14 protein-coding genes are annotated in these 12,916 nt (G+C 51.3%); 5 read left to right on the plus strand and 9 right to left on the minus strand.

What is annotated here, in order from left to right; translation table 11 throughout:
• Window positions 1-2: 2 nt before the first annotated feature.
• Complete coding sequence (gene sufE / locus M977_RS19865) at window positions 3-419, plus strand: cysteine desulfuration protein SufE (protein ID WP_064518364.1); 417 nt, start codon at window positions 3-5, stop codon at window positions 417-419.
• Window positions 420-519: 100 nt separating this feature from the next.
• Entirely contained in the window at window positions 520-1,569 is a 1,050-nt protein-coding gene (ldtE, locus tag M977_RS19870; RefSeq protein WP_064518366.1) for a L,D-transpeptidase LdtE, read from the plus strand.
• A gap of 74 nt (window positions 1,570-1,643) precedes the next feature.
• On the opposite strand, the gene M977_RS19875 is transcribed toward ldtE, so the two are convergent.
• The 3 genes from M977_RS19875 to ynhH form a co-directional block, all read right to left on the minus strand.
• Entirely contained in the window at window positions 1,644-1,880 is a 237-nt protein-coding gene (locus M977_RS19875) for a major outer membrane lipoprotein (RefSeq protein WP_034455915.1), read from the minus strand.
• Between the two features lie 306 nt (window positions 1,881-2,186).
• Complete coding sequence (gene pykF / locus M977_RS19880; RefSeq protein ID WP_064518368.1) at window positions 2,187-3,599, minus strand: pyruvate kinase PykF; 1,413 nt, start codon at window positions 3,597-3,599, stop codon at window positions 2,187-2,189.
• Entirely contained in the window at window positions 3,596-3,820 is a 225-nt protein-coding gene (gene ynhH, locus M977_RS26170) for a protein YnhH (protein ID WP_425339052.1), read from the minus strand. Before ynhH ends, pykF begins: the two co-directional genes overlap by 4 nt.
• Before the next feature lie 273 nt (window positions 3,821-4,093).
• Between ynhH and M977_RS19885 the strand changes: the two genes are divergently transcribed.
• Window positions 4,094-4,300 (plus strand): hypothetical protein, encoded by a 207-nt coding sequence (locus M977_RS19885; RefSeq protein ID WP_064518370.1) that lies wholly within the window; start codon window positions 4,094-4,096, stop codon window positions 4,298-4,300.
• Window positions 4,301-4,360: 60 nt separating this feature from the next.
• Here M977_RS19885 and M977_RS19890 read toward each other — a convergent pair whose 3' ends face one another.
• The 6 genes from M977_RS19890 to M977_RS19915 all read right to left on the minus strand — a co-directional run bounded on the left by M977_RS19890 (window position 4,361) and on the right by M977_RS19915 (window position 10,498).
• On the minus strand, window positions 4,361-5,527 hold the full coding sequence (locus M977_RS19890) for a cupin domain-containing protein (RefSeq protein ID WP_064518612.1): 1,167 nt from the start codon (window positions 5,525-5,527) through the stop codon (window positions 4,361-4,363).
• 11 nt (window positions 5,528-5,538) lie between these two features.
• Window positions 5,539-6,330, minus strand: a complete 792-nt coding sequence (locus tag M977_RS19895) for an HpcH/HpaI aldolase family protein (RefSeq protein WP_064518372.1) — start codon at window positions 6,328-6,330, stop codon at window positions 5,539-5,541.
• Window positions 6,327-7,058, minus strand: coding sequence for an alpha/beta fold hydrolase (locus M977_RS19900; RefSeq protein ID WP_064518373.1), 732 nt, complete (start codon window positions 7,056-7,058; stop codon window positions 6,327-6,329). Before M977_RS19900 ends, M977_RS19895 begins: the two co-directional genes overlap by 4 nt.
• Window positions 7,055-7,822: an SDR family NAD(P)-dependent oxidoreductase gene (locus M977_RS19905; RefSeq protein ID WP_243839575.1), complete on the minus strand. Its 768-nt coding sequence runs from the start codon at window positions 7,820-7,822 to the stop codon at window positions 7,055-7,057. The genes M977_RS19900 and M977_RS19905 overlap by 4 nt, the downstream gene beginning before the upstream one ends.
• On the minus strand, window positions 7,822-9,153 hold the full coding sequence (gene hisD, locus M977_RS19910; RefSeq protein WP_064518375.1) for a histidinol dehydrogenase: 1,332 nt from the start codon (window positions 9,151-9,153) through the stop codon (window positions 7,822-7,824). The genes M977_RS19905 and hisD overlap by 1 nt, the downstream gene beginning before the upstream one ends.
• A gap of 94 nt (window positions 9,154-9,247) precedes the next feature.
• Window positions 9,248-10,498 (minus strand): MFS transporter, encoded by a 1,251-nt coding sequence (locus tag M977_RS19915; protein ID WP_064518377.1) that lies wholly within the window; start codon window positions 10,496-10,498, stop codon window positions 9,248-9,250.
• Between the two features lie 281 nt (window positions 10,499-10,779).
• On the opposite strand from M977_RS19915, the gene M977_RS19920 reads away from it, so the two are divergent.
• Both M977_RS19920 and M977_RS19925 read left to right on the plus strand, forming a co-directional pair.
• Window positions 10,780-11,850 carry a LacI family DNA-binding transcriptional regulator gene (locus M977_RS19920; protein WP_064518379.1) on the plus strand — a complete coding sequence of 357 codons (1,071 nt, stop codon included), beginning with the start codon at window positions 10,780-10,782 and terminating at the stop codon, window positions 11,848-11,850.
• Window positions 11,847-12,818: a nuclear transport factor 2 family protein gene (locus M977_RS19925; RefSeq protein ID WP_064518381.1), complete on the plus strand. Its 972-nt coding sequence runs from the start codon at window positions 11,847-11,849 to the stop codon at window positions 12,816-12,818. The genes M977_RS19920 and M977_RS19925 overlap by 4 nt, the downstream gene beginning before the upstream one ends.
• Window positions 12,819-12,916: the final 98 nt, after the last annotated feature.

The following is a 12,916-nucleotide window of genomic DNA, read 5'->3' on the forward strand; positions in this document are numbered from 1 at the left end:
CCATGGCTACGTTGCCAGATAAAGATAAATTGCTGAAAAACTTCAGCCGCTGTAGCAACTGGGAAGAGAAATATCTCTATATTATTGAGCTGGGTGCGCGCCTTCCTGAATTAGCGCAAGCTGAACACAAGCCAGAAAATATCATTCAGGGCTGCCAGAGTCAGGTATGGATTGTGATGCATCAGCAACCCGATGGCGTGATTACCCTTGAGGGTGACAGCGACGCTGCTATCGTCAAAGGCCTGATTGCTATCGTGTTTATTCTCTACCAACAGATGACTTCGCAGGATATTGTCGCGTTTGATGTTCGCCCGTGGTTTGAGAAACTTGAACTGGCTCAACATCTTACGCCGTCTCGCTCTCAAGGGCTTGAAGCAATGATCCGTGCTATTCGCACCAAATCCGCCAATCTTAGCTAAACTCAAAGAACAGCTTTCATCCTGTTAACGCGAGGTAATTCTATTACCTCGCATGGCTTTCAGCATTCCGGCATTCAGCCGGTGAATACAGGAATTCAGTATGAAACGCGCGTTCTCTCAAATAACATTACTTTTGATTAGCGCCCTGGCGGCAAACCAGTCGGCGTGGGCTGTCGATTATTTACTCCCGCCGCCGGGTAGCCGGATAATCGGCGAAAACCAGACTTATATCGTGCCTGATGATGGTAAAAACCTTGAAGCGGTTGCCGCGAAATATAATACCGGCGTGTTATTACTGCTTGAGGCAAACAATACGGTCGATCCCTTCCTGCCAAAAGCGGGCAGTGAGATAACGATTCCATCGCAAATGATCCTGCCAGATACGCCGCGAGAGGGGATTGTTATTAACCTTGCTGAGTTACGGCTCTATTACTACCCGCCAGGACAGAATCGTGTTGAGGTTTATCCATTGGGTATTGGTCAACTGGGGCGTGAAACCCCCGTGATGGTGACCCGTATCAGCCAAAAGATCCCAAATCCAACCTGGACACCAACTGCTAACATTCGTGCGCGTTCCGCAGCGCAGGGTATTACGCTGCCTGCTGTCGTGCCTGCGGGGCCAAATAACCCGTTGGGTCGCTATGCTTTACGTCTTGAGCAGGGCGGTGGTGAATACCTGATTCATGGCACTAATGCGCGTAATAGCATCGGTTTGCGGGTGAGTTCGGGTTGTATGCGCATGCGAGCACCCGATATTAAGGCACTGTTTAGCCAGGTGGCCTGGGGCACGCGTGTGCAAATCATCAACGAACCGGTGAAATTTAGCACTGAGCCTGATGGCAGGCGCTATGTGGAAGTGCATCAGCCACTGTCGCGCAACGACTGGGAAAACCCACAGACCGTCCCGATTGCGATTTCAGCTTCGTTTGGGTCGTTTATCGACAGCCCAATGAGTGACAAAGCGCAGGTCGATAGTGCTATCTCGAGAAGGTCGGGTTATCCGGTGTTGGTGAACGCGCCGCAGGGTGTGCCGTCACAACCGGTGAATATCACGCCAATACAGAGCGTCAGGACGACGACAGGCAGTGCGCCCGTAACAAGTAGTGGTGCAAGTGTGATAAGTGAGCAAAGCAGCGTGGTGATGAATTAGCGGGGTATTTCGTGTTGCAGGAATTTCAGGCAAAAAAATGGCGCACAATGTGCGCCATTTTAATACAAGTACTCTTACTTACGGTAAGAGTGAGCTTGGTTGTCCAGACGCTGGTTAGCGCGTGCTGCGTCGTCTTTAGCAGCTTGAACGTCAGAACGCATTGCGTTCACGTCGTTGCTCAGCTGATCAACTTTAGCGTTCAGAGTCTGAACGTCAGAAGACAGTTGATCAATTTTAGCGTTAGAAGAACAACCTGCCAGCATAGTAGAAGCCAGGATTACCGCGCCCAGTACCAGTTTAGTACGATTCATTATTAATACCCTCTAGATTGAGTTAATCTCCATGTAGCGTTACAAGTATTACACAAAGTTTTTTATCTTGAGAATAAATTTTTGATGGGAATGCACTTAAATTTGATCGTTCGCTCAAAGAAGCACCGAACCGGGGCTAAAAACTAAAAAAATAGAAAAAACAGAGGATTTTAATCGGATTCATCTTACTAAATTGCGACTTAAATAGAGCAAGCCGATTTGCTTTTTAGTGCAAATTGTCTATTTAACCGAATAAAAAAAGCGCCCGAAGGCGCTTTTTAAGCAAATTATTCGTTCACAGGAAATTTACAGTACGTGAACAGACGCAGTATTGGTGGTGCCACTTGGTACCAGAGCACCAGAAACCATCACTACGATGTCGCCTTTACGAGCCAGGCCGCTTTCCAGTGCAACTTCTTTACCCAGACGGTAGAAATCATCAGTAGATGCGATTTCTTTAACCAGCTGAGGAATAACGCCTTTGCTCAGAACTAACTGACGAGCAGTGACTTCGTTGGTAGTCAGAGCCAGGATAGTTGCGTTAGGGAAGTATTTGCGCACAGCTTTAGCAGATTTACCGCCTTGAGTGGCAACAACAACAACTGGAGCATCCAGTTTTTCTGCAGTTTCTACTGCACCACGGCAAACTGCTTCAGTAATACGCAGTTTACGGCTGTCTTGATTGTTATCCAGACGGCTGGTCATCACGCGGTCAGTACGCTCACAGATGGTAGCCATGATGGTCACAGCTTCCAGTGGGTATTTACCTTTAGCAGACTCACCAGACAGCATTACTGCGTCGGTGCCGTCGATGATGGCGTTAGCAACGTCACCAGCTTCTGCACGGGTAGGGCGTGGGTTTTTGATCATGGAGTCGAGCATCTGAGTTGCAGTGATTACAACTTTACGAGCGCGAACACATTTCTCGATCATCATCTTCTGAGCGAAGATAACTTCTTCAACTGGGATTTCAACGCCCAGGTCACCACGAGCAACCATGATGCCGTCAGAAGCTTCGAGGATTTCGTCGAAGTTGTTCAGGCCTTCCTGGTTTTCGATTTTGGAGATGATCTGGATGTTTTCGCCGCCATGAGCTTTTAAGTGCTCACGGATTTCAACAACGTCAGAACGTTTACGGATAAAGGACGCAGCAACGAAGTCAACGCCTTGCTCGCAACCGAAGACCAGGTCTTGCTTGTCTTTTTCAGCCAGTGCTGGCAGAGCGATAGAAACACCTGGCAGGTTAACGCCTTTGTTTTCGCCCAAGTCGCCGTTGTTCAGTACTTTACAAACAACGTTTTTGCCTTCGATTGCAGTTACTTCCATACCGATCAGACCATCGTCTACCAGTACGGTGTTGCCCACGCTCAGGTCGCTGGTGAAACCTTCGTAAGTTACAGCAACGATATCGCTGTTACCCACAACAGTTTTGTCAGTGGTGAAAGTAAAGGTCTGGCCCGCTTTCAGGGAAACGTCGTTGCCGCCTTCCAGTTTGATTGTGCGGATTTCAGGGCCTTTGGTGTCCAGCAGGATAGCTGCTTTCTTACCAGACTTTTCCATCACGTTGCGCAGGTTCTTGATACGCTGACCGTGTTCTTCGTAGTCACCGTGGGAGAAGTTCAGACGCATAACGTTCATGCCAGCATCAAGCATTTTGCTCAGCATTTCTTCGGATTCGGTTTTTGGACCGATGGTGCAAACAATTTTAGTCTTTTTCATGACAGTCTTATCTGTAAGTTGAGAAGGATTGTGAAAATTCGGTTCCGGTCGATACGGGCGCCGGAGCGCAAACTAAAGCTGGTATTGTTCATGTGCCACCCGGTAAGGATAGGTGACAGAAATAAAGCGTGCAGAGGAAAGTGTGCTTGCGGTTCAGCCTGCCGAGGATATTGATTGCTTTCTATTGTATTAGGACAGTTCAATGCGCTGAAACCATTCAAGTCAAGACGCGCACATTATAGAGGTAACTTGCACTGAAAGGAATTGAAAACGCTGTTTCAAATTCAGAATGCGCATAAATACAGCGAGGTGTTATCGGTGGGTTGCAAAAACATGAATTAAATTGGTAGGCAAAAACGTAGGAAGCGGTTTTTTTCTTATAAGAAAACTTACTTAAAATATATTTGTATAATATAATATTTTTTTGAATGAGTTAATCAGCAACCAAACAGCCCTCCTCATTCAGTGTTTTTATTAAATGAAGAAAACAATTAATGATTAAGTTTATGGTTCCTGCTGTCATCGCAGTTGCTTTTTTTGTTGCTTGTGGGAATGCCCCGGCGAAACGGATTGCGCAATGTGAGAACCACGGCAACAGTGACGGCGTTTGTGCTGCGCAAGAATGGGATTTTTCCATGGAAAGCCCATTCCCCGATAACGACCTATCAACACTTGCAAGCCGCGTTACCGCTCAGAAGTAAGCCGGTACGCGGGTTTCTTACAGCCTCCATGCATCCTTGGCGAACTTGTGAAAATATCGCTTACGGCATACGAGCGATTTTCTCACCCGCCCGACGTGCGGTTGCAGGCAAAATACTTGCCGTAGCCACATAGCCATCGGGATCGAGACAGCGATCCCGCTCCAGCGCCTGGTCAATAATTTCGGCATCCCAGTAAATTTTCTTACGCTGATCGCCCTGAGTAGTCAGCGTCGCCTCCATTACGCCGTCAACCGCGCGGTATTTCCGCCAGCTCCCTGCAGGAACTGAAATCACCGAGCCTTCTTCCGCCACAATCGTCACTTCTTCACCTGGTCGATTCCACGTGACTTCCAGCGTCCCTTTAAACACCATTAGCACCTGAACATCCGGGCAGGAATGCAGCCCAACACGATGTTGGTCCTGAATGCGCAACCACTCAACAGAGAAACCATGTGGGTTAATAATCGGCGGCGTGTTATGTAAGTCCTGCGAAATTCCGTAGCCAATCACCGGTGCGATTTCGCCACCGTGGCCCGGCAGAACGGAATCCAGCAGTGCATTTGCCGACCATGTCCGCTGCTCGCCAGTCACAGCACGCTGGCTCATTTCCTCTATTGAATAATCGCGCAACGCGGCGATATGCTCCTCGCCCAGCGGCTTTAACAAGTCAGCTTCATCAGGGGTTTTACCCCCCGTCTCGACATCAATCAGCATATTGTCGCGGCTCAGATACAGGCCGTATTCGCGAGCCGCGTCGAGAATCGACGGATGCCAGATAATCCCGCCAGTGTTATTGCCGCCCAACACGGTGAACACCATACCGCAGGTATCCGTTGGGCTGACGTTGGTAAAGCCACGGAAAATCCACGTTGGTATCGACAAAATAGCAGGAGCGCTAAATTCTGCCTGATGTTCACCGTTAGCGCCCCAGCGGAAACGCCAGCTTCCTTCATGAATCAAAAACACTTCGGCGGTGAAATGCAGATGCAGATTGTTGGTCACGCCTTTTGGCATCGCCGCCGCACCGATATTAAAGCCGTGCGGCTCGGGAATATTCACCACCTGTGAAGCCGACTGCGTCACGCCTGGGCCAATAAATGAATAGTTTTGCTTGAGGTGCGAACCCGGCAGCTTGCAGTCGATAAATGCCACGCTACAGGAAACGCGATCTTCAGGGCGTACCAGGCGGCGTTGGGCTTCTTCCTGGGTCAGAGTGATGGTTTGCATAATGTTCTCCATTAATATCCAGATGCGCCACTAGCTGGCGGGGTTTCACCTCGTGCGGCGGCGATGGCAATGCGCGAAGCACTGCCGAGTTGCATGACGTCATTTGCCGGGGTGACAAAGTTAAAGCCTTGCGCAATTCGATTCGCGGCTGCCTCCCCGGAAGTGCAAAAAATTCCGGCGAGCTTGTTGTGGGCGCGACAGCGACCAAGCACTAACTCAATAGCCGCCAGCATTTCCGGGTGCTGCGACTCAGCACTCGCGCTGCCCGTGAGTGTTAAAGAAAGGTCGTTCGGCCCGATAAACACGCCGTCCAGCCCGTCGATATCCAGAATCGCATCGAGGTTTTGCAGGCCATCGCGGGTTTCAATCATTGCCAGCGTCAGGATCTCTTCATTGGCATACTGCGGGTAATCTTTACCGCCGTATAAAAGGGCGCGCGCCGGGCCAAAAGAGCGGTTACCGAGCGGTGGGTAGCGGCAGGCTGAAACAAACTGCTGCGCTTGTTCTGCCGTCGAAATCATCGGACAGATAATTCCCCAGGCTCCAGCATCAAGCAGGCGCATAATTTGTGCCGGTTCGTTAGTGTTCACACGCGCCAGCGGAGTGGCAGGCGTCGCGGAAATCGCCTGAAGCATCGACAACGCGCTGGCGAAATCAATCATGCCATGCTGCATATCGACGGTGACCGAATCATATCCCTGATGGCCGATTATCTCGGCGCTATAGCCTGAAGGGATCGCCAGCCAGCCGTTAATAATCGGTTGCTGCTGACGAAAGGCCGCTTTGAGCGGATTTTTTCTCATGATGCTGACTCCTGTATCCAGTTGCGCATGGCGATTGCCACTAATTGCGGCGACTCAAGGGGGAGGAAATGTCCGCTTTCCGGTAGCGTTAACCAGCGGGATTGCGGAGCGGTGGCAACAACCGCTTGATGATGTTGTGGGGTACAAATAGCGTCATAAGCGCCGTTGATAATCAGAATCGGCGAGTTAAAAGCTGCCAACGCTGCACGACGATCATCGCGGGAAATCGCCACTTCTGTTTGTCTTGCAAAAACGTCGATACCGCATTCTTCCGCCATCTGAACTATCGTTTGGTGAAGTACCGCATCATCCAGACGATGCGGCGCAACATACTTCGCCCACAAATTTTTAGTGAGCCACGATGTGATCCCAAGGCTTGCGGCTTCCTTTATTGCTGCCCGGCGCGTGGCCACATTTTCCGGCAAATCCCGCAGCGGATTGACAGACAACAATGCCAGCCCGGCAATTCGCTGCGGTGCCAGCGCCACCATTTCCAGCGCGACCATCGCGCCAAGGGAAAATCCCGCCAGGCAAAAACGCGGTGGTAGCACGTCAAGTAATCGCTGAGCCAGCGCGTGAGTGGAATTGCCGTCGTTCAGCGTGACGCAGCTATAATGCGCGACATTTAGCTGCTCGATGAGCGGCTGCCATAGCCGCCCGTTGCACAGCGTTCCGCCTAGCAGAATCAGTGGCGCGTCATGATTTTCCAGCAAAGGAGAAGTATTCATGTTGCTGTCCACCCGCCATCGACCATTAATGCTGTGCCGGTAATTAGGGCGGAAGCAGGCGAGGCGAGAAACACCACCGGCCCCATCACATCTTCCAGCGTTCCCAGCCGTTTCAGCTTGATGTTATCCAGCACATAGCGACTGAACGCCGGGTCCGCGAGATTCGCGCGCGACAGCTCGGTTTCGATAAACGTCGGGCACAAGGTATTCACCCTAATCCCTGATTCGCCCAACTCCAGTGCCATCGTTTTAGTCAAACCCTCAAGGGCAAACTTAGAGGCACAATACACGCTGCGCTGTGGCCCGCCGACATGGCCCATCTGCGAAGAAATATGAATGATGGAACCGGCTACCTGGCGCAGCTTCATACTGCGGGCAACTTGCTGACTCACAAAGAAAGTGGCCCGCAAATTCAGCGCCATCACCGCATCAAAATTTTCTTCACTCACTTCAAGGAAGGGTTGATGGCGCGCAAGCCCGGCGCTGTTCACCAGAATGTCGAAGCCCGGCAACTCCATCAGCGTTTTGCCAACCTGCGTGGTATCGGTAATATCCAGCGCCACGCTGTTTAATTGCAGGCCTTCTGCGGCGGCGCTTTTGACCGCCTCGTCAAGCTGTTCGGGCTGGCGGGCGATAATCCACACCTGCGCCCCAGCTCGCGCAAGAGCTATGGCCGCCGCAAAACCGATACCACGGGAACCGCCAGTCACTAAAGCCCGGTGATTATCGAGTCGAAATTCCGGTGTGCGAGGAAGCGCCATCATTACGACGCCTTCTCGATATCCACTGCCGGAACGCTACCAGCGTATGGCACATCCTGGTTGCCATAGCGACGTACGCGAATATTGGCTTGTTCCGCATGGCCGGAAAAACCTTCCAACTGGCACAGGCGCGAGCAGTAGCTGCCAATTTCCGTGGAAGCTTCATCACTGAGCACTTTCTGCCAGGTGCAGGTTTTCATGAATTTGCCGACCCACAGTCCGCCGGTATAACGCGCGGCTTTTTGCGTTGGCAAAGTGTGGTTGGTGCCGATAACTTTATCGCCGTAAGCGACGTTGGTGCGCGGCCCCAGGAACAGAGCGCCAAAGTTGGTCATATTGGCGAGGAACCAGTCATCGCGGTTAGTCATCACCTGCACATGTTCGGAGGCGATGCGGTCGGCTTCCTGCAACATCTCTTCGTAGCTGTCGCAGACAATCACTTCGCCGTAGTCGCGCCACGCCTGGCGGGCAATTTCTGCGGTTGGCAGTTGAGTCAGCAGTCGTTCGACTTCACGCATCGTTTCCTGCGCCAGTTTTAGCGAGTTGGTGAGCAAAATCGCAGGCGTGGTTACACCGTGTTCGGCCTGGCCGAGCAGGTCGGTGGCGCACATTTCGGCATCTACCGTTTCGTCGGCAATCACCAGCGTTTCCGTTGGCCCGGCGAACAAGTCGATTCCCACGCGACCAAACAGCTGGCGTTTGGCTTCTGCTACAAAAGCGTTACCCGGGCCAACCAGCATATCAACAGGCGCAATAGTGTCGGTGCCGAGGGCCATCGCGCCAATCGCCTGAATCCCGCCGAGTGCGTAGATCTCGGTTGCGCCTGCCATCGCCTGTGCGGCAACAATCGCCGGGGCAGGGCGACCATTAAACGGCGGCGCGCAGCTAATAATGCGTGAACAACCGGCGACATTGGCGGTAATAATCGACATATGCGCGGAGGCTAATAGCGGATATTTACCACCAGGTACATAACAGCCGACCGCATTAATCGGAATGTTTTTGTGGCCAAGAATAACGCCGGGGCGCGTTTCAATTTCAAGATCGGTCAGGCAACCTTTTTGCGCCGTGGCGAAATTGAAAACTTGCTGCTGGGCAAATTCAATATCTTTAATATCCTGACGGCTTAATTGTTTAATGCAGGCATTAATTTCACTTTGCGATAAACGGTAATCCTGGCGGTCGTAATTATCGAACTTAATGGATAGCTCACGAATTGCTTCGTTACCGCGTTGCTCAATATCGGCCAGCGTATTTTCAACCACAATACTGATTTGTTTATTGGCCTGCTGACGTTCAGATAAAGACTTACTGGTTTTTAAATATTGCGCCATGACGCTCTCCTTTGATTTTTAATGCGTGTTTATCCCGCCCGGCATCGCGGGTGAATGGGGTGAATCGGATTAAATAAATGACTACGGGTTAAATTTACTGGCTGGTTTTATTGGCATATTCCTGTGCCGATGAAACTTTCGGTAGACTCTTTTGCGCCGCTTTAATCTGGCGCTGCTCCACACTGCGTGCCGCCATCGGTGTGAGGAAAGCTGCAATCACGCACAGCGCGCCAATCATCAGATACCCGGAAGACAAGTTAATGTGTTGCAACATCAAACCCATTGCTACAGGGCCGACAAACATGCCGACAGAATAAATGGTCTGGAATAAGCCCATGCGCGTTGATTGTTCATCCTCAACCGTATTCACCACGCTTAAAGACATAAACACGGCGAACGCCATACCAAACGAGAAGCCCGCCATCGCCTGTAAGAAATAGATCAGGTACATATTGCTGGTGAAAGGAATGCCGATACTGGAAATCACTTGCAGGATAATGCCGATAACGGCGGTTTTCACCAGCCCGAGGCGTTTATAAAACACAGAACTACACATCGCTATCGCCAGCGCGTAGAAAATCAGATGAATATTGCTGAGCAAGGTCAAAATACCTGCTTTTGCGCCGAGCTGCTGTGCGTAAATTGGCGTTAGCGTGTCGCGTGTGGCGAAAGGCACCAGGATGACAATGGTGGCCAGCAGGCCAATAAACCATACGGAAGAGTCCGCGAGCTGGCGCTTCGCACTATTGATACAGGCTTTAAGTGTGGGTGCGCGGGCAGCATCGTGAAATTCTTTAATGCGAAACGTCAGAATCAATGCCAGTAGCGCCGAGACGCTTGAGACAAAATAACCGATGTTCTTGTCAAAAAAGTGGATTAACGCGCCACCAATACAGTTGCCGAGGAATACCCCTAATGGCCCGGCAAGTGCCAGTAATGCCACAGCGGCAGGCGCATCTTTTTTATCAAAATAGCGAATAAACAGGATGTTATATAAAACCCATGTCGCCGCAGTGAATCCATCGGCGGCTTTAGCCAGGTATAACGTCATGGCGGTGGGTTCCAGGTAGGCTATCGGCCAGGTCACCATCGGTAGCAGCAGGCTGAACTGGATAAATATTTTTCGGCTCTTTACCACATCCGACAAAATGCCAATCGGGAAACGGATAAACAACGTGGCTAACCCACTGGCGCCCATAATCATTCCCACCACTTCTGGCTGCATTCCTTCGCTGATTAACATCGGGGCGAGGAAGGCATCAATACTGTGGATGCAAATGAAGAACAACACGCTAATGGTAAAAAAAAGTCTGACTTCGGAACGACTAAAGAGTGCACGAAACATGTGGTGAACCTCTTAAATATTAATGGGTTATAACCAATCAAGTACGGCATTAACCGGTGCAGTCCTTTGTCGCTCATTTGCGTCACCGGTAAAACTGACGGCGTATTTTTTGTTTTCTGCATACGTATTCAAAAGTTGAAGTTACGAAAAGGTTTCAGATTTGTAAAGGTTGATAATGTAAATGTGAAAAAAATAATTTTGTCTGTTGCATACGCATGCAAAGATGGTGTAAGTATAAAAAACAGGCATTCCAGAGGGATGTGGATAAGGACTACCAAATCATGAAACGTAAGACTTTTGGCCCCGTGACTTCACAGCAGGTGGCGCAAGTGGCGGGAGTATCACAATCGGCGGTATCGCGAACTTTCACTCCGGGGGCGAGCATTTCGCCAGCCACCCGTGAAAAGGTTCTGAAGGCGGCGCGTGAACTGGGCTATCGGCCAAATGCCATCGCCCGTTCGCTGAACACGGCTCGTTCGCGCATCGTCGGCGTGGTGATGTCCTATTTTGATAACCAGTTTTACCCGCAGGTGCTGGAAGCGCTGGCGCAAAAGCTCGATGAGCTGAACTACCACCTGCTGCTGTTTGTGGGTGACCGCGATGGTAATGTCGACCGGATTTTCGACCAGATCATGCAATACCGGGTTGACGGTATCGTGCTGGCTTCGGTTTCGCTTTCCGTTGAGCTTTCAGAAGAGTGTGTCGCTGCCGGGATCCCGGTGGTGCTGTTTAACCGCAGTGAAGAAAATGCCACGGCCTCGAGCGTGAATACCGATAACGAAGCCGCCGCGCGTCAGATTGCCGAATTTTTACTGGCGGGGGAGCACCAGCGCTTTGCTTATGTCGCCGGGCTTTCCGATTCTTCGGTTAACGTGGCGCGCCAGAACGGGTTTATCAGCACTTTAGAACGCAATGGAATCAAGGATGTACGCGTGGTGCAGGGCGATTACGATGCCAAAACAACGGCAAAAGCGGCGTGGGAGCTGTTTTCATCGCCCAATCCGCCAGATGCCATTTTTGCCGCCAACGATCATATGGCGCTCACCGTTATGGATGTCGCCCGCTTTGAGTTTGGCCTGCGCATTCCTGAAGATCTCTCGGTAATTGGCTATGACGACACCGGCCCGTCCGGCTGGCCGTCTTATGCGCTGACATCGGCTTCGCAGCCGGTGGATGCCATGGTCAGTGCCACGTTAGCACTGCTGATGAAACAAATTGAAAGTGAAAACATTGAGCCGGAACAGGTTGTGGTTCCCGGCGTGCTGGTGGTGCGACACTCCGCAAGGCGTCCACGCTCTGGCGTTATCGAAAAAGATGGGCTGTTTTTATTCCAGCCGCAGGAGGTTGAATGACCAGGTTGCCGGGCTTTAGCCCTCAGTTTGACTCTATCCAGCAGTTTATTTTGACGCTGACCCATGTGGTGTGGGAGCAAAAAGACATCGGCCAACTGGCGGATTTTTACGCCACTCCGGTGGTGTTTAATACGCCTGAAAAACAGCTCAACGACCTTTCGCAGTTTATGCGCCTGACGCTTGAAGCGATGCACAGCTTTCCACAGCGCACGGTGCTGACCGAAGATATTCTCTGCTCCCATTCACCGCATTCAGAACATTACGCCGCCCAGCGCACCGTGGCCTGTATTCAGCACCAGGGCGAAGGGTTCTTTGGGAAGCCGAGCGGCAAATCTATTTGGGTGCGTACCTGGGCCGATCGAGTGTGTGCAGATGGCGCGGTGCGCCAGGAATGGTTGCTACAGGATCGTGCCGCCATCATTTTGCAAACCGGAATAGAAGTGCGTGATTTTGCGAGACAACTCGCAGATTCGCGCCGTGAAGCCGGGCTGGAAAATATCAGCGCCGAAGAGATGGACGCGCGCTGGGCGGGCGGTCCGGAAGGCGATGACATCGATGGCCCGCTGGCGGGACTGGTAGAGCGCTATTTGTCTATGTGGGCGGGCGGCAACAGCGGCGTGGTGCCGGGGCTGTACCACCCAGCAGCAACGCTGCATGGGCCAGGCCATGCTTTATGCACCGGCGAGCAGGATATCGGCGGTTTCCTGTCGGGATACCGCGCGTCGTTTGCCGACAGCGAAACGCATCTCCATCATTTGGTTGTGCGCCGCGACGCCAATGAACCGGTGCGTCTTTCGTTGCGCTGGTCGCTGTTAACCTGGCACGACGGATACGGGAAATTCGGTACGCCGACGCGTCGCCCGGTTTCTATTACCGGTATAAGCCAGCTGGAATTACGTGATGGTTTAATTATCCGTGAATATCTGGGTGTAGATGAATTAGCTATCTGGTCTCAGATTCTGAATTAAAATTAGTTGTGGGGAGGCCATCCCCAAATAAATAAAACACTTGATAATGACAATTAATTTGTCAGGTGTTTCTATCGCCTGAATATTTAATTAATGAT

This window comes from Buttiauxella gaviniae ATCC 51604 (genome assembly GCF_001654835.1).
GTDB classification, from domain to species: Bacteria; Pseudomonadota; Gammaproteobacteria; order Enterobacterales; family Enterobacteriaceae; genus Buttiauxella; species Buttiauxella gaviniae.